A 22,678-nucleotide genomic window follows, 5' to 3' on the forward strand; every position below is an offset into this window, starting at 1 on the left:
CGAGACCACCGCGGATTCCGCGCTGCGCCATGCGGCCGGCGGCTCGATCGGCGTGTAGAACACGGCCACGACGCAGACTGCGATAGCGGCCAACGCGGCCCAGACGGTTAACAGCCACTGCGGCGCGGCGCGGCCGGTGGCGTGGCGGCCCTACGACGTCCTCAAACAGCGATCAAGGCTGGGTCAAGGCCTCGTGTGCACCGGCACTGGACCCGTCACGAGCCGTAGAAAACATCCTCGACGACCTTTCGGGCTCGCCGGCCGGCTCGGCGGTAGTCGTCGATGAGCTGGCCTGGGTCCGTCCCACGCGGGTAGCCGAGTACCCGGGCGACCGCGACCAGCTCGGCGCCCATGTCCGGCAGCTGGTCACCGGGCTTGTCGCGCACGAGCATCAGGGCGTTCCGAACGCGGGTGGCGAAGCGCCAGGCGGTGTCGAGCACGTCGGCCTGGTCGCCGTCGATCAGGTCGGCGTGCGCCGCGGCGGCGAGGGCGTCGAGCGTGCGGGTGGTGCGCAGCTCGAGCACCTCGGCGCCGTGACCGAGCTGCAGCAGCTGCACCGTCCACTCGATGTCGGCGAGTCCCCCGCGCCCGAGTTTGGTGTGCGTCGTCGGATCGGCTCCCCGCGGGAGCCGCTCGCTGTCGATCCGGCCTTTGAGCCGGCGGATCTCGAGCAGGTCCGCCGGCGAGACCCCACCGATCGGATAGCGCACCGGGTCGATCATCTGCACGAACAGCCGGCCGAGTTCGGCATCGCCGGCAACCGGTCGTGCGCGCAACAAGGCCTGTGCCTCCCACGGTGACGACCAGCGGCCGTAGTAGCGCTCGTACGCCGCCAGCGTGCGCACGAGCGGTCCGCTACGTCCCTCGGGTCGCAGGTCGGCGTCGACGACCAGTGGCAGGTCGCTCGACGACGGCGCGCCGAGCAACGCCCGCAGCTCACCGGCGATGTCGCGGGCCACGTTGCTGGCCAGCTCGCCGTCGGCGGCGCCGGTCGCTTCGCCGTCGAAGCTGTCGTGGACGAACATGACGTCGGCGTCGGAGCTGTACCCGACCTCCGCACCCCCGAGGCGTCCCATGGCAATGACGGCGAACCTGATGGGCAACTCGTCCAGGTGGCGGCGGTCCAGGACGGACCGGGTCGCCACCTGCAACGCTGCCTCGAGCGTGGCCTCGGTGGTGGCGCTGAGCGCGGCGCAGACCTGCCGGACGTCGGACACCTCGAGCAGGTCGGCGAACGCGGTGCGCAGCAGCTCCTGGCGACGAACAGCACGGACGGCGGTGACGGCCGTCCCCGGTGTGTCCTGACGCTCCGCCGTCTCGCGCATCGACGACAGGATCTCCTTCGACTCCCGCGGGCGCAGCTGCTCCGCCGAGCCCAGCATCCGCAACGCATCCGGCGCCCGACCGAGCATCCGGGCGGCGTAGCGACTGGTGCCGAGCACGTAGGCCAGCCGCGAGACCACCGTGTCGCCGTCGCGCAGGAAGCGCAGGTACCAGGGCGTGGAGCCGAGGTCGTCGGACAGCTTGCGGTAGGCCAGCAGGCCGGCGTCGGCATCGGGCACGTCGGCGAGCTCGGACAGCAGCACCGGCAACAACGTGCGCTGCAGGGCGGCCCGTCGGCTCAGGCCCTGCGTCAGCGACTCGATGTGCCGCAGCGCCCCGGCCGGGTCGTTGAAGCCGAGCGCCTCGAGCCGACGACCGGCCTCGGTGGGCGTCAGCCGCAGCTCGGCCGACGGCACCCGCGCCACCGCCTCGAGCAGCGGGCGGTAGAACAGCTTCTCGTGCAGCCGTCGGACCTCGCGCACGTGCAGGTTCCATTCCGCCTCGAACACCGCACGTGAGGACCCGCGGTGATCGGGCCGGTACCCCATCGCCCGGCCGACCCACTCGAGCGTCTCGGGATCGTCAGGCAGCACGTGCGTGCGCCGCAGCCGGCGCAGCTGCAACCGGTGCTCGGTGGCCCGCAGGAAGCGGTAGGCGTCGATCAGGCTGACCGCGTCGTCACGGCCGACGTAGCCTCCGTTGCGCAGGGCATCGAGCGCGGGCAGCGTCTCGGGCACGTGCAAGGTCTCGTCGGCGCGACCGTGCACGAGTTGCAGCAGCTGCACGGCGAACTCGACGTCGCGCAGGCCGCCGTGGCTGAGCTTGATGTCGCGGGCGGCGATGTGCTTGGGAATGTGGTCGACGACGCGGCGCCGCATGGCCCGCACATCGGCGACGAAGTTCGGCCGCTCGGCCGCCGTCCAGATCATCGGCGCGATGACGTGCGCGTAGTCCTCGCCGAGCGCGAGGTCGCCGGCGATCGGCCGTGCCTTGAGCAGGGCCTGGAACTCCCAGGTACTGGCCCAGCGTTTGTAGTACGCCTCGTGGCTGGCCAGCGTGCGCACCAGCGCGCCGTCTTTGCCTTCCGGACGCAGGTTGGGGTCGATCTCCCAGGCCGCGCCGCGGCAGACCTGCATCATCTCGCCGGCCATGCGGGACGCGGTGAGCAGGGCGGCGTCGGTGTCGGCGTCGTCCGTCGGTTCGGCCACGAACACGACGTCCACATCGGAGACGTAGTTGAGCTCGCGTGACCCGGTCTTGCCCATGGCTATGACGGCCAGTCGGCACGGCGCGGCGTCATCGGGTTGCTCGGCAAGGGCGACAGCGAGCCCGGCCTGCACGGTGTGCCCGGCGAGGTCGGCGAGCAGTTCCGTGACCACCCGCAGGTCGAGGTCGCCCGACAGGTCGCGCCCGGCGATGGCGAGCAGCTCCCGGCGGTAGGCGTCGCGCAAGGCATAGACGGCGTCGAGTCCGCGCACGGTGGCGCGGGTACCGCCGGTGCCTGTGACCGGGTCGTCGACGTCGGCCCCTACCGAGGCGGCGATGCGCCGTCCGGCGCCGGTGAGGTCGAAGTCGTCGAGTAACACCTGCCAGTCAGCCGGATGTACGCGCAGGTGGTTCGCCAGCTCGACGGACACCCCGAGCAGCGCCAACAGCCGGGCCCGCAGCTCGGGCAGCAGTTCCAGCGCCTCGCGCAGCCCCCGACCTTCGTGCGTGCCTGCGATCTCGGCCAGCGCGTTCAGGGCGCCGTCGGGGTCGGCCGTCCGTCCGAGAGCAGCGACCACGACCGCGGCCGCATCGCTGACCGGCGCGTTGGTCGCGGCGTTCCACCAGGCCAGTGGTTCGTCGACGAGTAGCTGCGCCGCAGTGGCTGCCTCGGCGAACGAAAGCCGGGACAACCGGCCCGCCACCCGCGGGGGAACCTCCGGCGCGGCGGTCACCGGCTCGTGTCCCCCGCGTCCGGGCGCAGCATAGGCATCGGCATCGGCATCGGCATCGGGGCGCGGGCCGCCGTCTGCTCGGCAGCCAGCCCGTTCAGAGCTGCCCGGATCGCCTCCTGGTCGGTGACCGGCGCGGCGGTCGACACCGCCGGCCCGCGCGCGGGCTGCACCGCGTCCGGGTCACGGACGACGTCGGCGAAGGATTCGGCGAACGGCCGCCAGACCTCTTCGACGTCGGGATGCACGGCGGCGGCCCGGGCAACGACCGCGTCGAGGTCGTACTCGGCCAGCTGTCCGGCGTCCTGGTCGGCCCACGCCCGGACGACCTCGGGCGTCGTCTCGATGTGGAATTGCAGGCCCCACGCGACGCGGCCCAACCGGAACGCCTGGTTCTCGCAGACCGGCGAGCTGGCCAGCTGGACCGCCCCCGGCGGCAGGGTGGTGATGGTGTCGAAGTGCCACTGGATGACGTCAGGGGTGATCGGCAGCGTGCGGAACAGCGGATCGGTGGCCGCGGCCGAGCGCTTGGCGACCAGCTGCGCACCGAGCTCGGGGCCGTCCGGATCGCGCACGACCCGTCCACCATGCGCTGCGGCCAGCAGCTGCCCCCCGAGGCACACGCCCAGGACCGGCACCTCCGCGGTGACCGCGGCACGCAGCAACGCCCGCAGCTGCGGCAGCCACGGAACGTCCAGATCGTCGGTGGCCCCCATCGGGCCGCCCATGACGACGAGGCCGGCGTAGCCCTCGACGGTGTCCGGGAAGTCCGGTGCGTCCACGACCTCGAGCGACAACCCCGCGTCGCGCAGCCAGTCCCCGAGGCGGCCCACCGGGTCGCTGCCGGACGGCTGCACGACCAGGACGGGAGCGCTCACACCGTCGAGCTTAGTGAGCCGGGGGCGGGCGCCGGCTCAGAGCGTCGGCAGGTACCGGCGCAGTTCGAACGGGCTGACCTCGGCGCGGTACTCGATCCACTCCTCGCGCTTGTTGCGCAGGAAGAAGTCGAAGACGTGCTCGCCGAGCACCTCGGCCGCTAGCTCGGAATCCTCCATGACCCGCAGGGAGTCGGCGAGATTGTGCGGCAGCTCGTCGTAGCCCAGCGCACGTCGTTCGACGTCGGACAGCGACCACACGTCGTCCTCGGCGCCCGGCGGCAGCTCGTAGCCTTCCTCGATGCCCTTCATGCCGGCCCCGAGGATGATCGCGAAGGCCAGGTAGGGGTTGCAGGCGGAGTCCGGGGAACGCAGCTCCACGCGCGTCGACCCGGCTTTGCCCGGCTTGTAGCGCGGCACCCGGACCAGCGCCGAACGGTTCGCGTGGCCCCAGCAGACGAAGGTCGGCGCCTCAACGATCGAGCCGGGCGCGCCGAAGCCCCACAGCCGCTTGTAGGAGTTGACCCACTGGTTGGTGATCGCGGTGATCTCGCGTGCGTGCACCAGCAGCCCGGCAATGAACGCTCGCGCGGTCTTGGACAGGTTCAGCGGGTCGCTGGGGTCGTGGAAGGCGTTCTGGTCGCCCTCGAACAGCGAGAGGTGCGTGTGCATGCCGCTGCCCGGCTGGTGTCGGAACGGTTTGGGCATGAAGGTCGCGTGCGCGCCGTGAGCGATCGCGACCTCCTTGATCACATGCCGGAACGTCATCAGGTTGTCGGCCATGGACAGCGCGTCGGCGTAGCGCAGGTCGATCTCCTGCTGTCCCGGCGCGACCTCGTGGTGACTGAATTCGACGGAGATGCCCAGCCCCTCGAGCGCGCCGACCGCTGCCCGGCGAAAGTCGTGCGCGACGTCGTGGTTCGACATGTCGAAGTAGCCGCCGTTGTCGATCGGCAGTGGCTCCGAACCGTCGGACGGGCGATTCTTCAGCAGAAAGAACTCGATCTCGGGATGCGTGTAGAACGTGAACCCGCGCTCCGCAGCCTTCGACAGCGCCCGCCGCAGGACGTAACGCGGATCGGCCCAGGACGGGGAGCCGTCGGGCATCTGGATGTCGCAGAACATGCGCGCGGAGTCCGGGGTGCGGCCGTCGCTCTCGGGCAGGATCTGGAACGTTGCCGGGTCGGGCCGGGCCAGCATGTCGCTCTCGCTTGCGCGGCTGAACCCTTCGATGGCAGAGCCATCGAAGCCGATGCCTTCCTCGAAGGCCCCGTCGAGTTCGGCCGGCGCGACCGCCACCGACTTGAGCGTGCCCAGAACGTCGGTGAACCAGAGCCGCACGAAGCGGATGTTGCGCTCCTCGATGGTGCGCAGCACAAACTCCTGTTGGCGGTCCATGCACTCCACTCTCACGCCCTGGCGTTACCAGGACATTACGCCGTCGGCGTCAGCTCGCTACCTTGCCGCTCGTCCAGGTCGTCCACGGGACGGACCAGTCGCCACCCTGCCAGACCTCGATCTTCGGCCCGCCGGAGTGCACCACCTGGACGACGTCGCCGACGCGGGCGTTCTTGTAGAACCACTTGGCGTTCTTGAGGTTCAGGTTCAGGCAGCCGTGCGAGACGTTGCTGCGCCCCTGCTCGTAGACCGTGCTGTCGAGCTGGTGCAGGTAGATGCCGTCGATGCTGATCTTCGTCGCCCAGTAAACGTTCTCGGCCGCGTAGCCGTAGGGCGAGCTGGCCGGCAGGCCGTAGCTGTCCGACGACATCCGCGCCGGGTTCTCGTGGTTGATGACGGTGTAGATGCCCGGCATCGTCCACAGCGAGATCTGGCCGTTCTTGCCCTGCACGTAGCCGCCCTGCCCCATCGACGTCGGCATGGTCCGCACCAGCTTGTCGTTGAAGTACACCTTCACCTGGTGGGTCTTGGCGTTGGCCACCGAGTAGCGCTTGGCGCCGATGACGAAGTTGGTGCTGACGTCGGACTGGCCGTAGAGCCCGCCGCCCAGGTTCTTGCCGTAGACCTTCGCGGTGACGCTGACCTTGGTGCCGGGGGGGTAGTAGGACTGCGGACGCCAGTGCGCCGTGTGCTGGTTCACCCAGTACCACGCGCCGTTGACGTGCGGGGTAGTGGTGACCTCGAGGGCCTTGGTGGCCGCCGCCTTGTTGGGGATGTCCTCGTCGAAGTAGGCCGAGACGACCATCCCGACGCCGTAGGTGGCGCCCTTGTCGAGCGCGGAGCCGTAGATGTTGTTGAGGTAGGGCTGCGTCAGATTGTTCGGCGAGACTGTGTCGATCTTCTGGGTCTTGGTGGCGACCCGGCCGGCGCCGTCCTTGCTCGTGGCGGTGAGGGTGTAGATCTTCGAGTAACCGAGGTCCTCACTCGAGGACCAGGACGTCGCGCCCGCCCCGAGCGCGCCCTTGACAGGCTTGCCCGCAGCGTTCTTCAGCACGACCGCGGTCAACGTGCCGTTTGCGACCTTGACCGTGACCGGTTCGGCCGGGTCGGCCTTGGTGAACCCGCCCGTGGCCGCCACGGTGACCGCGGCAGCCGGAGCGGCAGGTAAGGAGGAGGGCGCCGAGGCGCCGCTGGAGCTGTCGGCCGAGGCCGAGCCGTTGTCGGCTGCCGACGCGTTGGCGTCGGGCCGGTTGTCGTTGCCGGAGGTACACGCCGAGAGGGTCACCAGCGCAACGAGCGCCGCGCCGATGGCGGCCATGCCACGCTGACCAGTACTGCCGACCCGATGCATCCAAATCCTCCGTACGCGCTGCGACAACCAGTCGCTCCAGTGTCGTCCAGTGTCTACCGACCCGCACCGACAACACGGCGCGTCGTTATTACGATCGGTGCACACTTGAGGAGACGAATCCGGGCGGACTTCGGTTGCCTGGTGAGACCGATCAGTCACCGACGAGCGGTGCTCACCGGGCTGCCGCGCCGGGTTGAGGCCATTCTGCCTGACCGAGAACCTTTTCGCCGAATGCGCGGCGCCTGCCCGGTATGCCGTCGCGCCTCAGCCGACGACCGGCAGCGCCAGAGTCTGACCGCTCCCGCCGACCACCGTCACCGGGGTGGGCACGAGACCGCCGCGGTAGTTGACGTCGCCGCCGGCGAGCACGATCCGGACGCGGTGGCCCGGCGCGAACCGGTGGGCGATCGCCGGCAGCGTCACCTGCAGTGTCGCGTTCGGGTCGGCCACCCGCACCGGCGCGACCAGGCCCTTGATCAGGGCGGCCGTCCCGTCGGAACCCACGTCGTAGATCTTGGCGAACAGCACCACCTGCCCACCCGGACCGGCCGCTGAGGACGCGGTCGCGGTCGGCGCTTGATCCGAACCCGGAGGACCGGAGAACCGACGACGTCGGTATTCGCCTTCAGGACCGGAGTACGCCAGGACGCGAAGGTGCCGGGCGCGTTCGTGTCCGGCACGCTGGGCAGCACGCCGCCCGGCACCTCACCGCCGATCGCGTCGAGGTCGGCGAGCGAAGTGGGCACGCCGGCACCGGTGGTCGTGAAGCTCTGCGAACCGGGCTTGACGAAAGCTGTCGACGCTGCCAGCGCGCCGTCGCCAGACAGGTAGTAGGTACGCGACCGGCCGACCGGGTAGCTCGAGGCCTGCGCGAAGGTGCCCGTCCAGTCGCGGTAGTAGGCGAACGCCGAACCGGTGCTCACCGACGAGCCCTTCAGGTAATGGTCGAACCAGGCCTGGATGCGGCCGTCCTCATAGGCCTTGCCAGCCGCCGACGGGGTACCGCCGGAATGGCCCTGCTCGCGCCACAGCATGGCCACCGGCGTGCCCTGCTTGCGCAACGCCGTGTAGGTGGCGATCGCCTCGTTCAGATTGAACAGCGTGTCGGTCTGACCCTGGTCCAACAGCACCGGGACGCGAATGTGCGACAGGTAGCTGGACACCGACGCGTGTCGCAGGGCCGCGACGTCGCTCGGCTGAAAATATCCGGTGCTGCCGCCCGCAAGCAATGCGGTGCAGACGAAGTCAGCGAAGTTCGGGCACCCGACCAGCCGGTAGGGGTCGGCCTGGCCGTACTGCACGCCGTCCAGGATGCCGACGGAGGAGAACAGCAGGCCCCAGGTCAGCTTGACTGCGCCCGGGTCGGCCACAGTTACGGAACCGGGCGCCGTGGCGTTGTTCGGGCCGAGCGAATACGACAGGTCGTTCCAGGTGATCTGCGGGTTCAGCGCATCGATTCGTGGGTCCACGGACGCGGCCGCGAACTGCACCTCTCCCCCGTAGCTGCCGCCCCACATGCCGACGCGCGGGTCGTAGGTCCGCGCCGTGCCGGCGTGGTCCCTGGCGTCGTGCACGACCGAGGTGAGTCGCGGAGCCGGCGTCGTGTGCGCGGCGTCGGCGAAGGCGATGCCGGGGGCTCCGCCGAGGTAGCTGACGAGCTGGCTCGCGGCCTGCCCGTCGTAATCAGGATCATCCAGGGTGATCTTGCAGCCCGAGCCGCCGAAACCGAGGCCGCCGTAGGACAGCACCGCATAACCCTTGGTCGCCTCTTGCTCGGCGAACGGCGCCTGGTCAGCGGCCGAGCCACCGAAGCCGTTGGTGGTCAGGATGGCCGGCACGCGGTGGCTGGCCGACGCCGTCGCCGGCAGGTACAGGTCGCCGACGATGTCGCAGGCCTGGCTGCGGGTCGGGCCCACGGTTACCGCGAAGTGCAGTGCGGTCACGGAGTACCCCGGGCCGGCCGCGCCGGCAGCAGGTGCCCCGGCCAGCGAGCCGGTGAGCGACCCGGCGACGGCCAGGGCGGCGAGCGACAGGGCCGCGAGGGATGTGGTCGGCGAGCGACGGTGCAGCGACATGACTCTCCCCATTGAGTGCGTTGCTGGTCACAACGAGCTAAGCGGCGAGGGGTTACCCATCGGGACAGGTGCGCCACACTGGACGCGTGATCGCGCTGCGCCTCGCCCTGGCCCAGGTCAACTACACCGTCGGCGATCTGAGCGGCAACGCCGAGACCGTCGTCGCCCGCACCGCCGAGGCGGCAGCCGCCGGGGCGCACATCGTGCTGTTCCCCGAGATGATGCTGACCGGCTACCCGGTCGAGGATCTTGTGCTGCGCCCCGGGTTCCGGGCCGCGTCGCGCGCTGCGGTCGAGAAGCTGGCCATCACGCTCGGCGATACCGGGTTGGGCGAAACGGCCGTGGTGGTCGGCTTCGTCGACGACGACGGCGCCCCGCGCAACGCGTCGGCGTTCCTGCTCGGCGGAGAGGTGGTGGCCCGTTACTACAAGCATCACCTGCCCAACTACGGAGTGTTCGACGAACGCCGCTACTTCGTCCCCGGCACCTCGCTGACGGTGGTGCGGCACCTGGGCGTCGACATCGCGCTCACCATCTGCGAAGACGTCTGGCAGGACGGCGGCCCGTTCACGGTGGCCGGCCGGGCCGGCATCGGCCTCGTGTTAAACATCAATTCCTCGCCCTACGAGCGCAACAAGGACGACGTCCGGCTGCCGCTGCTGCAGCGTCGCGCGGCCGAGGCCGGCGCCCCCATTGCCTACGTCAACGCCGTGGCCGGGCAGGACGAACTCGTCTTCGACGGTGATTCGATGGTGGTCGCTCCGGACGGCACCCTCGTCACCCGCGTCCAGCAGTTCGTAGAAGGCGTCTTCGTCGTCGACGTGCCCGTGGCGGAGGCATCCGACTCCCCCGCCGAGGTCGTCGGCGAATCGCTGACCGTCACGCGCGTCGCGACGTCGGTCGCGCCCGCCCCTGCCCATGAGGCCGAGCCGGCGCCCGTGGCTCCGCGGTTGTCCGACGAGGCCGAGGTCTGGAACGCGCTCGTCGTCGGGTTGCGCGACTACGTGCGCAAGAACGGGTTCAGCTCGGTGGTGCTCGGCGTCTCGGGCGGGATCGACTCGGCTGTCGTCGCCGCGATCGCCGCCGACGCGATCGGCGGCGAGAACGTGCACGGCGTCTCGATGCCGAGCGCGTACTCGACCGAGCACTCCAAGAGCGACGCCGAGGACCTGATGACCCGGCTGGGCGCGCACTTCCGGTCGGTGCCCATGAAGACCGTCATCGACGACTTCGTCGGGATGCTGTCGTTGACCGGCGTCGCCGAGGAGAACGTGCAGGCCCGGGTCCGCGGCACCACGCTGATGGCGCTGTCCAACACCGAGGGTCACCTGGTGCTCGCCACCGGCAACAAGAGTGAGCTCGCGGTCGGCTACGCGACGATCTACGACGCCGGGTCGATCGGCGGCTTCTCCCCGCTGAAGGACGTTCCCAAGACGTTCGTGTGGGCGCTGGCCCGATGGCGCAACGCGCAGGCGGAGGCCGTAGGTGCGACGCCGCCCATCCCGCCGAACTCGATCACCAAGCCGCCGTCGGCCGAGCTGCGCCCCGACCAGCTCGACAGCGACTCGTTGCCGGACTACGAGGTGCTCGACGCGATCCTGGCCCGCTACGTCGACGGCGACCGTGGCGTTCGGGAGATCATCGCTGACGGCTTCGACCCCGACCTCGTGCGCAAGATCTCGCGCATGGTCGACACCGCGGAGTGGAAGCGTCGTCAATATCCGCCGGGCACCAAGATCAGTTACAAGGCCTTCGGCCGCGACCGCCGGCTGCCAATTACGAACCGGTGGCGCGAGAACGGCTGATCACAATTGTGCGTCGCGTGTCACTAGGCCGAGACTTACCGACAAGTACGTTGCACCATTGTTTCGTCCGCATGACAAACCCGGGGACCGCTGCGACGGCCTCGAGGAAGAAGATGAGGCGAACCATGGCTGAGACTGCCCTCTACGGCGGCATCACCTCCCGACGGATCACGATCCGCGACCTGCAGGCGGCCAAGCAGCGTGGTGAGCGCTGGCCAATGCTGACGGCGTACGACTACTCCACCGCCCGGGTCTTCGACGAGGCCGGCATCCCCGTCCTGCTTGTCGGCGACTCGGCCGCCAACGTGGTCTACGGCTACGACACGACCGTGCCAGTGAGCGTCGACGAGCTGTTGCCGTTGGTTCGCGGTGTCGTCCGCGGCACCTCGCGCGCGCTGGTTGTCGCCGACCTGCCCTTCGGCTCCTACCAGGCCTCGCGCACCCAAGCGCTCGAGACCGCCGCCCGCTTCATGAAGGAGGGCGGGGCGCAGGCCGTGAAGCTCGAGGGCGGCCAGCGCGTCGCCCGCCAGGTCGAGGCGCTGGTCTCGGCCGGCATCCCGGTGATGGCGCACATCGGCCTTACCCCGCAGTCGGTCAACGCCTTCGGCGGTTACCGGGTGCAGGGTCGCGGCGACGAGGGTGCCCACCGCCTGCTGCAGGACGCCAAGGCGCTGCAGCACGCCGGCGCGTTCGCGGTCGTCATGGAGGTCGTGCCCTCCGAGGTAGCCGCGCAGGTCACGGCCACCCTCGACATCCCGACGATCGGCATCGGCGCGGGACCGTCGTGCGACGCGCAGGTGCTCGTGTGGCAGGACATGGCCGGGCTGCGCACCGGCAAGCCGCCCAAGTTCGTCAAGGAGTTCGCGAACGTCGGGGGGGTGCTGCACGACGCGGCCAGCTCCTTCGCCGCCGAGGTTCGTGGCGGCAGCTACCCCGCGCCGGAGCACGAGTACAACTGACCAGCGGCGCGCATTGTTCTGCCATCGCAGGTGATGGCAGCCTGATGTGGCTGTGCCACTGCAGTCGGTGGCAGAACGCGACGCGCGCACATCGGTCCTGTGCCGGGGTCGAGCTCGGACTGCTCGTGCGCTACGGGTGCGACCCATCCACTCTCTCGAACCGGACGGTGCGCGCGGTCACGTCTGCGCTGGTCAACCGCACCCGGACCCGCTCCCCTACCGGGAGATTCGCGCCGACGCAGCGTGCGCGCACTGCTAGGTCGTCGAGGACGACGGTGCCGGCCTTGCCGTCAGCGGCGATGACCACGGCCTCGAACACGCTGCCTACCTGATCACGCAGCACGAAGGCCTCGGTGGCATCGACGACCGCACGGTCGATCTCGTGGGCGCGCCGGTCGGCCCCAGCCATCTCGGCGGGCAGCGTCGGCAACGCGGAGCGCACCCACGCAGGCACCGGCGTACCTGCGTGCAGGTGTAGACAGATCTCCGCTGCGTAGCGATCGACCAGGCGGCGCAGCGGCGCGGTCACGTGCGTGTACGCGGCGCCGATGCCACTGTGCAGCGGCTGCGCGGGCGGCGGGCCATCGAAGACCGTGTAGGCCGCGCCGCGCAGCAGCGACACCGCGTGCTCGATCACCGCGGCTTGATGCGGGTCCGTGCGGTCGACGGTGGCCAGGACGTCACCGGGAGCGGCGCCGTCCGGCCAGTCGACTCCGAGCGCAGCCGCGGCGCGACGCAGGTCGGCGACGGCCCCTTCCTCAGGTGGCGGCACCGTGCGCAGGATCCCGTAGCCGCCGTCGATCATGATCCTCGCCGCGCACATGCCGGTGAGCAACGAGATCTCGGCGTTGTACCGCTCGACGTCGAGATCGGCGCGCAGGCTGAGCGTCCAGCCCAGCGGACCCCCGGGTGCGACGACCTGTTCGGGAAGGTCGAGGTTGATCGAGTGCCGGGCGCGGGCGAGCGCCAGCCGCGCCTGACCTACGGCGGGCAGGGCGGCGATCGGCCCGGGCAGCCGGCCGGCCTCGAGCGCGGCCTGAACGCCGGGGTAGTCGAGCTGAGCGATGCTGCGCACCTTCGCCCGGACGACGTCGACCGCGCGCACCGCGCCGTCGGCGCCCAGGGTCATCGTCCAGAGCACGGCCGGACGGATCTGACCGGGCAGCAGGCTCGCGGCGCCCTCGCTCAGCAGCGGTGGGTGCAGAGGCACACGGGCATCGGGGAAGTAGAGGGTTTCCCCACGGCGGTGCGTTTCGGCGTCCAACGCGCCGCCCGGACGGACGAAGGACCCGACGTCGGCGATCGCGTAGCGGACCACGAAGCCGTCACCGTCCGGCGTGAGGTGCACCGCCTGGTCAAGATCGGTACTGCCCGGCGGGTCGACGGTGACGAACGGGATGTCTGTTGCGTCGACGCCGGTCAGCTGCGGATGGCTCGCGCTCTGCTGCGCCTCGGCCAGGACGTCCGACGCGAAGTCGCTGGGTACCCCCAACTCCGACCGCAGAGCGGCGAAGTCGAGGGGTACACCGGCGACGCGTTGGATTAGCTGGTCGCTTTCCTGGCCGGCGCCTTGCGGGCCGGCGCCTTCTTGGCCGCGGTCTTGGTGGCCGCGGTCTTGGTGGCCACCTTCTTCGCCGGCGCCGTCTTGGCTGCCGTCTTGGCCGGCGTCTTCTTGGCGACCGTCTTCTTGACTGGCGCCTTCTTGGCCGGCGCCTTGGCCACTGTCTTCTTCGCCGCGACGGACTTCTTCGCGATTGCCTTCTTGGCCGGCGCCTTGGCCACTGTCTTCTTCACCGCCACGGTCTTCTTCGCAACCGCCTTGCTCGCGGGCGCCTTCTTCGCGGGCGACTTCTTCGCAGGCGCCGTCTTGGCCACCGTCTTCTTCGCGATCGACGTCGCCTTGCGAGCAACGGTCTTGGTGGCAGCTGCGGCCTTCTTGGCCGGAGCCTTCTTGGCTGCGGCCTTCTTCGCCGGTGCCTTCTTGGCTGCGGTCATGCGGTGTGCCTCCTCGGCAACGTTCGTTGACGTGCTTCGTTGTTGCGACCAAGTGGACGATGACCAGACGTCGTCGTCAACACGGCGCGCCGTCTGTTTGCGACGCACCGTGCGCACCACAAACAATGCGCCCGTCGTCGCGGAGAGCAGGACGAGACCAAATCCCTTGCGCAGCAGGGCTTTCACCCTCGCGATGATGTCGGACGCGGCAAAGCCGGGCAAGCGGTACGCCACCGGATATTTCTCGACGCCAAGAACATACATCAAGGTATGTAGACGTGTGGACGCGCAGGGAGCATCGTTCGCAGGGGGTCGATCGTCGGTCCCTTTCGGAAAGGATCATCGATGTCTGAGCTGCCCGTCGTTGCCGTCATCACCGCGAAGGAGGGTTCGGCCGACTTGGTCCGCGATGCGCTGAGTGCGCTGGTCCCGCCGACCCGTGCCGAGGAGGGTTGTCTGTCCTACGAGCTGTACGAGTCGAACACGACGCCTGGAGTGTTCGTCACCGTGGAGTCGTGGCGCGGGCAGGACGACCTCGACGCGCACATGAAGTCCGAGCACATTGCCCAGACGTTCGCCGTGGCCGGCGACGGGTTGGCCGGTGCTCCGGTGATCCACGCGCTCACCCGAATCGACACCTGACCGATCGACACCTGACCGATCGACTCAGGCCCCGGCCATAGCAGCCGACGCCGCCGTGCGCAGCAGGTCGAGCACCACGCGCACCGCCGGCGTCGGTTCGTTGCGTGAGCGGCGATAGACCACCCCGATGCGGCGGGCGCCGAGCCCGGGCACGGACACGATGCGGACGTCGGCCGGCGCGGACGCCGCGACCGCGAGCCCCGGGATCAACGCTCCGGCCAGCCCGGCCGCGACCATGGCCAGCGCCGCGGTGAACTCACGGCACAGATGCGGCGCCGGCAGAGCCAGTCCGGTGGTCGCACGGACGCGGGCCATCGCCTGGCCGGTGGCGCTGTCGGCAGGGCCGTCGATCCATTGCCGATCAGCGACCGCTTCGAGGTCGTCGAACTCGGGCCAGCCGACCGGTACGGCGACGCGGAACGGATCGTCGGCGAGCGCCTCGTAATGCAGGCCACGGGGGGCGATGCGTCGACGTTGGGCGTCATCCTCGACGAGCGCGAGATCGACGCGGCCTGCCTGTACGTCGTCGACGGCCGTCCGGTCGTCGATGTTGGACACCCGCGGCTGCAGTGCCGGGTACGTCCGGCCAAGTTCGACGAGCGCAGTGCCGGCGAACCCACGCAGCACGGTGAAGAACGCCGCGATGCGCACCTCACCGGTGATGTCGTCGGCCAACGACCCCAGTTCGGCTTCCGCGTTCTCGAGCACCTGTACGAGCTCGTAGGCGTGCGCCACGAGACGTCGACCAGCAGGGGTGAACTCGAGTGGACGCTGACCACCGCGGCGCGAGCGATCGACGAGCACGAAGCCGGATTCGCGTTCGAGCATGGCCAACTGCTGCGAGACGGCCGACGGGGAGACGTGCAACGCCGCGGCGGCCCCGACCACGCCACCGTGCCGGTCGATCGCGCGCAGGACAACGAGCCGGCGCGGGTCGAGGTCCATAGGCGGACGAACCTCAGGAGTCGGTGGACGGCGCCCAGACGTCGGTGAGGCCGACGAGTTCGACGAGCCGCTGCACGCGCGGCGACGGGTTGCGGATCGCGAAGCTGGCCTCGCGGTCCTCGGCGTCGCGGGACAACTCGACGAAGGCCCCGATGCCGGTCGAGTCCATGAACGTGACGCCGGCGAGGTCGAGGATCAAGCCGTCGACGTCGTCACGGCCGAGCGATTCACGCCCGGCGGCCAGGAGCTTCTCGCGGCTGTCGAGGTCGATGGAGCCAGAGATCAGCAATACGGCACGCTCGTCGACGTCGGCGTCCTCGATGATGTCCAGGTCCATAGCTGGCGAGGGTACTGGTCACCCTCACTCGGCCGCGCGGGCGGGCGGGTCGGGCGTGGTCACCACCGACCGGCTACGGGTGGGCAGGCGCTCGACCGACAGCACGAAACCCTGGCGACGCAGCCGGTCGGGCAACGTCGCGCCGACAGCCACCGCCGGGGTCAGCACCCCGCCCGGCGCACTCGGTGCGTCCACGGCCAGGGCCAGCGCGCTCTGGGCGAACATGACAGCCGTCGCCGCGTAACCCGGGTCGCCGTGGGCCGACACGACGGCCAGGTACTCGGCGCCGGTGGTCGTGCGCGCTGTGATCTCCATGCGGAAGAACCCTCGGCGCTGCGTGCGGGCCGAGGGACCTTGGCCGGGGCCAGGCAGCAGCGGGCTGACGAGCGCACGGGGCAGCGGCGAGGACAGCACGGCCCTGGCGGCGCTCAGCCCGGCAGCGAGGCCGGTCGCGAGCAGCGGAGCGACCGGGGTGGTGCTGGCGCCGAGGTACTCGTGGTAGTCGAAGCCCTGCCCGTACCCGTGCTCGTCGCCGTCGACTGCGTCGAGCAGGGTGGCGCTGCGGCGCACGATGCGTTCGTTGAACGGCCCGAACAGCGACGGCGCGACCCAACGGCCGGTCAGCGCATCCCGAGTGGGCCACACGTTGTCCGTGCGTGCCGGCCGTTGCGCGCCGGGCTGCGTCGACAACGCCCACGGGTCGTCGGCGATGGCCCGCATTGCCGGATCGGACCTGGCCGCGGCGCGATCGCCGAGCAGCGAGTCGAGCGTGCCGCGGCTGATGCCGCCCCACGCCGAAGTCAGCACGTTGATGGTGCGGGTCAGCGTGCCTTCCCCGTCCGCGGTGACACGCTGGTGCAGCAGCAGGACGGCAAGATCCGAGGGCACCGAGTCGAAGCCGCAGGCGTGCGTGATGCGCGCGCCGGTGTCGGCGGCCTGCTGGTGCGCCGCCGCGATGCTCGAGTGCACGAACAGCGTTTCGCCGGACAGGTCGCAGTAGGACGTGCCCGCCCGGGCGCACGCCAGGACGAGCGGCAGCCCGCGCCGCAGGTAGGGGCCGACCGTCGTGGCCACCACCGCCGTCGACGCGGCGAGCTTGGCGAGTTGCCGCTCATCGGTCGCGTCGCCGACGATCAAGGGCCAGTCGACGTCCAGCTCGTCTGCCAGCGCTTGCAACCGCGCCTGGGACCGGCCGGCCAGCGCTATCCGCGCCCGCCCACCCTGCTCGGCTCGCAGCTGATCAGCCAGGTGCCGTGCGATCAGCCGGCCGACGAACCCCGTCGCGCCCCACAGCACGAGGTCGTACCGGCGGTCGTCCACAGGCCGAGCGTAGGCGGTGCGACGGACAGGCGGCGGACGAGTCGACCTGTAAGCCGGATCCTGTGCCGCCGCCCGAGGGCGACGGTGACGGCCATCCATCTAGGCCTGCCGTTGCCGGCAGGCTCGAGCGGTCTACCCGCAGGCTCGGGCGGGCCGCCCTCGAACGCCTGCGCCGGCCGGCGAACCGGCCGTTCTTGACCTTGCTCCGGGTGGGGTTTACCAAGCCGCTCCGGTCACCCGGAACGCTGGTGGTCTCTTACACCGCCGTTTCACCCTTACCGGCGACTGGCGAACCAGCACGCCGGCGGTCTGTTTTCTGTGGCACTGTCCCGCGGGTCGCCCCGGGTTGCTGTTGGCAACCACCCTGCCCTGTGGAGTCCGGACTTTCCTCGGCTGCCCGTCAGGGCAGACGCGGCCGTCCGGTCGGCTCGTCCGCCGCGCCGACGACACTACCTGCGAACTACGCTCGGCTCATGCCCGAACCCACCGGAGACGAGCTGACGGCGGTGCGCGAGCGGCGCCGTCAATTGCGCTCGAGCTACCTGCGCCCGCTCGGCGAGCGACCGGCACCCACCACGCGCGGCATCCACCACGCGGCGTTCGTCTGCCGCGACGTCGAGGAGACCATCCGCTTCTACCAGGAGTTCCTCGGGTTCCCGCTCGTCGAGCTGGTCGAGAACCGCGACTACGCCGGATCGAGTCACTTCTTCTTCGACCTCGGCAACCACACCCTGCTCGGCTTCTTCGACTTCCCCGGCCTCGAGCAGGAGCCGTACAAGGAGACGATCGGCGCCCTGCAGCACCTGGCGCTCTCGGTGTCGGCCGAGCAGTTCGACACGGCGTTGGCCAAGCTCGATGCCTCGGGGATCGACTACGTCGGGCCCGACCGCGGCGCCGACGACAGCCTCTACATCCGCGACCCGAACGGCATGGGCATCGAGCTCTACCGCGAGGAGCTCGGCCGCTTCGACGGTCTCGAGCTGCTCTGACCGCCGGACAGCGGTGACCTAGGCTCGCGCCGTGCATGGCGTCGCAGCGGAGGTCGTGGCGCTGCTGCTGCTGGCCGCTGCGCTGGCCTTCGCTGTACTGCGGCCGCGTGGACTCAGCGAGGCCGTCGTCGCGGTGCCCGCCGCCGTCCTCGTCGTGGCCCTTCGCATCGTGCCGTGGTCGGCCGCCACGCATGCGCTGCGCGAGATCGGCCCGACCGTTGCGTTCCTCGCCGCCATCCTGGTCTTCGGCCACCTGTGCGCCGAGGACGGCGTCTTCGCCTACCTCGGTGCGATCGCTGCGTCCGCGTCGCGAGGTAGTCCGCGCCGGCTGCTCAGGCTGGTGGTGCTGCTGGCCGCCGGCGTCACGGCCACGCTGACCCTGGACGCCACCGTGGTGCTGCTGACACCGGTCGTACTGACCACGACGTCCCGGCTCGGTGTGCCGGCCAGGCCGCACGTCTATGCCTGCACGCGGTTGGCCAACAGCGGCTCGCTGCTGCTGCCGGTCTCGAACCTGACCAATCTGCTCGCGTTCACCGCGTCCGGACTGTCGTTCGGGCGATTCACCGCATTGATGGTGCTGCCCTGGGTGCTGGTCTGCGTCGCCGAATGGGGCGGGCTGCGCGCGTTCTTCCGCGACGACCTGCGCGGGGCTGGTGCACAAGCGCCGCCGGCACCCGCGCCGCCGCGCTACGCCCTGACCGTCCTGCTGATCACCGTCGCCCTGTTCGTGGCGACGTCGTCGATCGACGTCGCGCCGGCCTGGGCCGCCCTCGCCGGTTGCGTGGCGCTGCTCGTCCCACGGTGGCGGACGATCCGTCCATTGCCGCTCGTGTGGGCAGCGTCGCCGGGGTTCTGCGCGTTCGTCCTCGCGCTGGCGGTCGTTGTCGACGGCGTGACCCGGCACGGGCTGTCGAACGCGCTGGAGCACCTCGTGCCGTCGAGTACCTCCTGGCTTGCGCTGCTCGGGCTCGCCGCAGTCGCCGCGGTGCTGGCCAACCTGGTGAACAATCTGCCGGCCACCCTCGCGCTGATCCCGATCGTCAGCGGCAACCCGGCGTGGGTGCTGGCCGTGCTGCTCGGCGTGAACATCGGACCGAATGCGACCTACCCGGGTTCGTTGGCGACGCTGCTCTGGCGCCGGCTGCTGCCCGCGGCCGAGAAACCGAACGCGTCCCAGTTCCATCGCCTCGGCCTGCTAAGCGTCCCGCTGCTCGTCGTGCTCGCCACCACCGCGCTGTGGGTCGGCGTCCGGACGATCGGCGTGTGACGCTCAGGACGGTAGGTGACTCGTGTCGTTGAACAGTCGCAGCGACGCGGCATCGCCGGTGTAGTCGATCCGCGAGACCGATGCGGTGTCGAGGTGCGTGCGGAACAGCGCCGACGGCGGGGCGTCAAGGGCCAGCCGAACGAGGGTCTTGATCGGCGTGACGTGGGAGACGAGGACGATCGTGCGGCCGGCGTGCTCGGCCACGATGGCATCGCGGGCCCGGCGCACCCGACGGGCGAGCGCGGCGAAGGACTCGCCGCCCGGTGGGGCGACGTCGACCGAAGCCAGCCACGCCGCGGCGGCGTCGGGATGCGCCGCCTTGGCCTCGGTCATGGTCAGGCCTTCGAAGGCGCCGAAGTCGACCTCGGCCAGGTCGTCGACGAATTGGACGTCCAACCCGCGCGGCCCGGCGATCGCCTCAGCAGTCTCGCGCGCCCGGCGCAGCGGCGAGCTGACGATCGCGTCGACGGCGCCGAAGTCGCGGCCGGCGAGCGCGGCGGCCTGCCCGAGGCCGACGTCGTTGAGCGGCAGGTCGTTGCGCCCGGACAGCCGCCGCTCGGCCGAGTGGGCGGTCGAGCCGTGCCGCACGATCAGCAGCCGGGTGGCCGGGCCGGTGGGCGGTGTCCACGATCCAGTCGTCGGCCGGGCCGGTCGGGGTTCGACGCCGGCGGCGCGGTCCATGGCCTCGTTGGCCAACCGGTCAGCGTGGCTGTTGAGCGCGCGCGGGATCCACTCGAAGGTGACGGCGTCGAAGGCCCGACGTAACTCGCCGGCCTCGCGGTGCAGAGGACGCATGGCCGGGTGCTTTACCTGCCAGCGTCCCGACATCTGTTCGACGACGAGCTTGGAGTCCATTCGCACCACGACATGCATCGCCCCGAGCTCACGCGCCGCCTGCAGGCCCGCAATCAGACCGCGGTACTCAGCCACATTGTTCGTCTCGGTGCCGATCGACTCGGCGCGCTCGGCCAGGACGGCGTGGGTGGCGGCGTCGAACACGACGGCGCCGTAGCCGGCCGGGCCCGGGTTACCGCGCGAGCCGCCGTCGGCCTCGACGACGACGGAGGCGCTCAGAGCCCCGACTCCGTGGTGCGCACGAGGATTGCGCGGCAGTTCTCGCAGCGGACCACGGCGTCGGGTGCGGCCGAGCGCAGCGCCGACACCTCGCTGCCGGACAGCTCGATGCGGCATCCCTCGCACCGCCGTTGACGCAGCATTGCCGCACCGTGGCCGCCGGCCGCGCGGGACTTCTCGTACAGGGCCAGCAGGTCGCCGGGCAGGGCCGTGGCGATCGCGGCTCGCTGCGGCTCGCGCTGACCGACGGTGTTGTCGATCTCGGCGAACGAGGCGTCCCGGCGGGTTTCCAGCTCGCTGATCTCCGAGCGCACGGATTCCTCGTGCGTACGCGCCGCCGCGAGATCGGATTCGGCCTGCTCGCCGCGCTCCATGACCTCGAGCAGGTCGTCCTCGAGTGACGACTGGCGGCGCGCAAGGCTGACGATCTCGTGTTGCAGGCCCTCGAGCTCGCGGGCCGGCAGGCCACCGGCCTGCAGGCGGGACTCGTCCTTCGCCGCGCGGGTGCGCACGGTGTCGACGTCGTTCTCGAGCCGGCGTTGCTCGAGCTCGATGTCGGCAACGAGGGTCTGCGCGTCGATCAACCGGTTCGTCGCCTCGGCCGCTGTCGTCGCGCGCGCGGTCAGCTCGGCGAGTTCGGGCAGCGTGCGCCGCTTGTGCGTCAGTTGCGCGAGCGCGGTGTCGACCGCCTGCAGGTCGAGCAGGCGGAGCTGGTCGGCGGGATCGGCGTTCACGTGCGGTTCGGGCTCCTTGCGAGGTCGTTGTCAGCGGGCGCGGACGGACGGCGCGTGCACCGTCCAGGGATCGGTGACGAGCTGCGACACCCGGACCTCCACCGTAGTGCCGAAGAACGTGCGCAGCGCGGCCGCCAGGGCGTCGAGCCAGGGTGCCTCGGTTGCCCAGTGGGCGGCGTCGATCAGCGCCATGGCCCCCGGCCCGAGTTCGGTGACGCCCTCGACGGCCGGGTGATGGCGCAGGTCGGCGGTCACGTAGGCATCGGCGCCTCGGCGACGTGCCTCGTCGGCCAGCGAGCCGCCCGCGCCGCCGCAGACCGCCACCGTGCGGACCGGCCGGTCCGGGTCGCCCGCTGCGCGCACCCCCCACACGGTTGCCGGCAGGACGGCGGCGACGTGGCGGGTGAACGCGGCCAGGCTGGTGGTTGCGGCCAGTTCGCCGATGCGTCCCGTACCGCGACGCGAGGGCAGCGGCGCCTGGGCGAGCAGGTCGAACGCCGGTTCCTCGTACGGGTGGACGGTGCGTAGTGCGGCCACGACGTCGGCACGTGCGGGTCGGGGCACGACCATCTCGACGCGCGTCTCGGGCACCCGCTCGAGTTCGCCAACCAATCCGATCGCCGGGTGCGCGCCGGGCTGCGGGCGGAAGCGGCCCTCGCCCGACGTCGTCCATGCGCAGTGGTCGTAGTCGCCCAGCCGCCCGGCGCCGGCAGCAGCAAGCGCCGCGATCAACGCCTCGGCGTCGGCATGTGGCACGAAGACGACGAGCTTGTCGAGCACCTCACCGTCCTGGGCGTCCAGCGGCCGCAGGTCGGTGAGGCCGAGCCGCTCGGCCAGCGCGTCCGAGACGCCGGGGTCGGCGACGTCGGCGTTGGTGTGCGCGACCAGGTGGGCGACGCCGCCGCGGATCATCCGGTGCACCAGCGCGCCCTTGGGCTCGTCGACCGGGATGCCGTGCACCCCGGTCAGCAGCAGCGGGTGGTGGGTGATCAGCAATTGCGCGCCGAACTCGAGCGCCTCGGCCACGGTCGCCGCCACGGCATCGACGGCGAGCACAATGCGTCGCACGGGCTCGTCGGGGTCGCCGCACACGAGACCGACGGCGTCCCAGGGCTCGGCCCAGCGCGGGTCGAACCAGCCGTCCAGCGCGGCCCGGACGTCGTCTAGGGTCGGTGCGCTGCCGGGATCGGACACGACGGCGAACCTACTCCGGGCCGCGCCGCAGCTCGATCGCGATCAGCCGCTCAGAACTGATCCTGTGATTCGTCGCGTAACGTCGCGAACGTCCGGCGTGACGGGAGGTCGCTCATGGTGCTGTTCGACGGGATCCTCGGCGTCGTCGCGTTCGGGCTGTGGATGTTCTGCATCATCGACGTCATCACCACCGGCCGGGATCAGGTGCGCAACCTGCCCAAGCTGGGGTGGCTGGCCATCGTCATCCTCTTCGCTGCGATCGGCGCCGTTGCCTGGCTCGTGTTCGGTCGGCCCTGGGTGCGGGAGCCCGCGCTCGTCGGCGCTGCCCGGCCCAAGACCGTGCGGGCCAGCTCGCCCGACGACGACGACGAGTTCCTGGCCGCGTTGGACGCGCACGTGCAGGAGCAGCGCCGGGCCCGTGACCGCGACGAGCGCCCGGACGACACCTGACGCGC

20 protein-coding genes and 1 other RNA gene are annotated in these 22,678 nt (G+C 70.7%); 6 read left to right on the top strand and 15 right to left on the bottom strand.

Translation table 11 applies throughout. The features are described 5' to 3' along the window. Positions 1-215 precede the first annotated feature (215 nt). From ACFFC4_RS05305 to ACFFC4_RS05330, 6 genes are all read right to left on the bottom strand, one after another. Complete coding sequence (locus tag ACFFC4_RS05305) at positions 216-3,263, bottom strand: bifunctional [glutamine synthetase] adenylyltransferase/[glutamine synthetase]-adenylyl-L-tyrosine phosphorylase (RefSeq protein ID WP_375498501.1); 3,048 nt, start codon at positions 3,261-3,263, stop codon at positions 216-218. Beyond that, positions 3,260-4,138 (bottom strand): type 1 glutamine amidotransferase, encoded by an 879-nt coding sequence (locus ACFFC4_RS05310; RefSeq protein WP_375498503.1) that lies wholly within the window; start codon positions 4,136-4,138, stop codon positions 3,260-3,262. The genes ACFFC4_RS05305 and ACFFC4_RS05310 overlap by 4 nt, the downstream gene beginning before the upstream one ends. A gap of 36 nt (positions 4,139-4,174) precedes the next feature. Further along, the gene (glnA, locus tag ACFFC4_RS05315; protein ID WP_375498505.1) at positions 4,175-5,533 is read right to left on the bottom strand and encodes a type I glutamate--ammonia ligase; all 1,359 of its coding nucleotides are present in this window, start codon (positions 5,531-5,533) and stop codon (positions 4,175-4,177) included. A gap of 49 nt (positions 5,534-5,582) precedes the next feature. Beyond that, positions 5,583-6,884: an Ig-like domain-containing protein gene (locus tag ACFFC4_RS05320; protein WP_375498507.1), complete on the bottom strand. Its 1,302-nt coding sequence runs from the start codon at positions 6,882-6,884 to the stop codon at positions 5,583-5,585. Between the two features lie 264 nt (positions 6,885-7,148). After that, complete coding sequence (locus ACFFC4_RS05325; protein ID WP_375498509.1) at positions 7,149-7,388, bottom strand: CocE/NonD family hydrolase C-terminal non-catalytic domain-containing protein; 240 nt, start codon at positions 7,386-7,388, stop codon at positions 7,149-7,151. Beyond that, positions 7,361-8,959: a CocE/NonD family hydrolase gene (locus ACFFC4_RS05330; RefSeq protein WP_375498511.1), complete on the bottom strand. Its 1,599-nt coding sequence runs from the start codon at positions 8,957-8,959 to the stop codon at positions 7,361-7,363. The genes ACFFC4_RS05325 and ACFFC4_RS05330 overlap by 28 nt, the downstream gene beginning before the upstream one ends. An 86-nt stretch (positions 8,960-9,045) precedes the next feature. Here ACFFC4_RS05330 and ACFFC4_RS05335 point away from each other — a divergent pair, with 86 nt between their 5' ends. Both ACFFC4_RS05335 and panB read left to right on the top strand, forming a co-directional pair. Then, positions 9,046-10,764, top strand: coding sequence for an NAD+ synthase (locus ACFFC4_RS05335; RefSeq protein WP_375498513.1), 1,719 nt, complete (start codon positions 9,046-9,048; stop codon positions 10,762-10,764). A gap of 125 nt (positions 10,765-10,889) precedes the next feature. Next, positions 10,890-11,723 carry a 3-methyl-2-oxobutanoate hydroxymethyltransferase gene (gene panB / locus ACFFC4_RS05340; protein WP_375498515.1) on the top strand — a complete coding sequence of 278 codons (834 nt, stop codon included), beginning with the start codon at positions 10,890-10,892 and terminating at the stop codon, positions 11,721-11,723. A 130-nt stretch (positions 11,724-11,853) separates the two neighbouring features. Here panB and ACFFC4_RS05345 read toward each other — a convergent pair whose 3' ends face one another. Further along, positions 11,854-13,215: an RNB domain-containing ribonuclease gene (locus tag ACFFC4_RS05345; protein WP_375498517.1), complete on the bottom strand. Its 1,362-nt coding sequence runs from the start codon at positions 13,213-13,215 to the stop codon at positions 11,854-11,856. Positions 13,216-13,265: 50 nt separating this feature from the next. Beyond that, on the bottom strand, positions 13,266-13,982 hold the full coding sequence (locus ACFFC4_RS05350) for a histone H1-like repetitive region-containing protein (RefSeq protein WP_375498519.1): 717 nt from the start codon (positions 13,980-13,982) through the stop codon (positions 13,266-13,268). 81 nt (positions 13,983-14,063) lie between these two features. On the opposite strand from ACFFC4_RS05350, the gene ACFFC4_RS05355 reads away from it, so the two are divergent. Continuing rightward, on the top strand, positions 14,064-14,360 hold the full coding sequence (locus tag ACFFC4_RS05355; protein WP_375498521.1) for a putative quinol monooxygenase: 297 nt from the start codon (positions 14,064-14,066) through the stop codon (positions 14,358-14,360). Between the two features lie 24 nt (positions 14,361-14,384). Here ACFFC4_RS05355 and ACFFC4_RS05360 read toward each other — a convergent pair whose 3' ends face one another. The 4 genes from ACFFC4_RS05360 to rnpB all read right to left on the bottom strand — a co-directional run bounded on the left by ACFFC4_RS05360 (position 14,385) and on the right by rnpB (position 17,393). Next, complete coding sequence (locus ACFFC4_RS05360) at positions 14,385-15,305, bottom strand: LysR family transcriptional regulator (protein WP_375498523.1); 921 nt, start codon at positions 15,303-15,305, stop codon at positions 14,385-14,387. A gap of 13 nt (positions 15,306-15,318) precedes the next feature. Beyond that, a complete protein-coding gene (locus ACFFC4_RS05365) occupies positions 15,319-15,642 on the bottom strand; it encodes an STAS domain-containing protein (RefSeq protein ID WP_375498525.1) in 324 nt (107 codons plus the stop codon). Positions 15,643-15,666: 24 nt separating this feature from the next. Then, positions 15,667-16,962: a saccharopine dehydrogenase family protein gene (locus ACFFC4_RS05370; RefSeq protein ID WP_375498527.1), complete on the bottom strand. Its 1,296-nt coding sequence runs from the start codon at positions 16,960-16,962 to the stop codon at positions 15,667-15,669. 33 nt (positions 16,963-16,995) lie between these two features. Beyond that, an RNA gene (rnpB, locus tag ACFFC4_RS05375) (RNase P RNA component class A) lies at positions 16,996-17,393 on the bottom strand. Positions 17,394-17,435: 42 nt separating this feature from the next. On the opposite strand from rnpB, the gene ACFFC4_RS05380 reads away from it, so the two are divergent. Both ACFFC4_RS05380 and ACFFC4_RS05385 read left to right on the top strand, forming a co-directional pair. Continuing rightward, entirely contained in the window at positions 17,436-17,951 is a 516-nt protein-coding gene (locus ACFFC4_RS05380; RefSeq protein WP_375498529.1) for a VOC family protein, read from the top strand. A 31-nt stretch (positions 17,952-17,982) separates the two neighbouring features. Beyond that, the gene (locus tag ACFFC4_RS05385) at positions 17,983-19,221 is read left to right on the top strand and encodes an SLC13 family permease (RefSeq protein ID WP_375498531.1); all 1,239 of its coding nucleotides are present in this window, start codon (positions 17,983-17,985) and stop codon (positions 19,219-19,221) included. Between the two features lie 3 nt (positions 19,222-19,224). On the opposite strand, the gene ACFFC4_RS05390 is transcribed toward ACFFC4_RS05385, so the two are convergent. The 3 genes from ACFFC4_RS05390 to ACFFC4_RS05400 are packed head-to-tail and all read right to left on the bottom strand — an operon-like array spanning position 19,225 to position 22,223. Continuing rightward, entirely contained in the window at positions 19,225-20,295 is a 1,071-nt protein-coding gene (locus ACFFC4_RS05390; RefSeq protein ID WP_375498627.1) for a histidine phosphatase family protein, read from the bottom strand. Beyond that, on the bottom strand, positions 20,292-21,029 hold the full coding sequence (locus tag ACFFC4_RS05395) for a zinc ribbon domain-containing protein (RefSeq protein ID WP_375498533.1): 738 nt from the start codon (positions 21,027-21,029) through the stop codon (positions 20,292-20,294). The genes ACFFC4_RS05390 and ACFFC4_RS05395 overlap by 4 nt, the downstream gene beginning before the upstream one ends. A gap of 30 nt (positions 21,030-21,059) precedes the next feature. After that, positions 21,060-22,223: a Nif3-like dinuclear metal center hexameric protein gene (locus tag ACFFC4_RS05400; RefSeq protein ID WP_375498535.1), complete on the bottom strand. Its 1,164-nt coding sequence runs from the start codon at positions 22,221-22,223 to the stop codon at positions 21,060-21,062. A gap of 114 nt (positions 22,224-22,337) precedes the next feature. Here ACFFC4_RS05400 and ACFFC4_RS05405 point away from each other — a divergent pair, with 114 nt between their 5' ends. After that, positions 22,338-22,673, top strand: coding sequence for a PLD nuclease N-terminal domain-containing protein (locus ACFFC4_RS05405; RefSeq protein ID WP_375498537.1), 336 nt, complete (start codon positions 22,338-22,340; stop codon positions 22,671-22,673). The last annotated feature ends 5 nt before the right edge of the window (positions 22,674-22,678 follow it).

Origin of the sequence: uncultured Jatrophihabitans sp. (assembly GCF_964244045.1) — a bacterium.
GTDB lineage: Bacteria > Actinomycetota > Actinomycetes > Mycobacteriales > Jatrophihabitantaceae > Jatrophihabitans.

Bases quoted from the DNA above. Each gene is read 5' to 3' on its own strand.
- glnA (WP_375498505.1), bottom strand. From the start codon at position 5,533: ATGGACCGCCAACAGGAGTTTGTGCTGCGCACCATCGAGGAGCGCAAC.
- ACFFC4_RS05330 (WP_375498511.1), bottom strand. From the start codon at position 8,959: ATGTCGCTGCACCGTCGCTCGCCGACCACATCCCTCGCGGCCCTGTCG.
- ACFFC4_RS05365 (WP_375498525.1), bottom strand. From the start codon at position 15,642: ATGGACCTGGACATCATCGAGGACGCCGACGTCGACGAGCGTGCCGTA.
- panB (WP_375498515.1), top strand. From the start codon at position 10,890: ATGGCTGAGACTGCCCTCTACGGCGGCATCACCTCCCGACGGATCACG.
- ACFFC4_RS05405 (WP_375498537.1), top strand. From the start codon at position 22,338: ATGGTGCTGTTCGACGGGATCCTCGGCGTCGTCGCGTTCGGGCTGTGG.
- ACFFC4_RS05380 (WP_375498529.1), top strand. From the start codon at position 17,436: ATGCCCGAACCCACCGGAGACGAGCTGACGGCGGTGCGCGAGCGGCGC.
- ACFFC4_RS05355 (WP_375498521.1), top strand. From the start codon at position 14,064: ATGTCTGAGCTGCCCGTCGTTGCCGTCATCACCGCGAAGGAGGGTTCG.
- ACFFC4_RS05320 (WP_375498507.1), bottom strand. From the start codon at position 6,884: ATGCATCGGGTCGGCAGTACTGGTCAGCGTGGCATGGCCGCCATCGGC.
- ACFFC4_RS05350 (WP_375498519.1), bottom strand. From the start codon at position 13,982: ATGTATGTTCTTGGCGTCGAGAAATATCCGGTGGCGTACCGCTTGCCC.
- ACFFC4_RS05360 (WP_375498523.1), bottom strand. From the start codon at position 15,305: ATGGACCTCGACCCGCGCCGGCTCGTTGTCCTGCGCGCGATCGACCGG.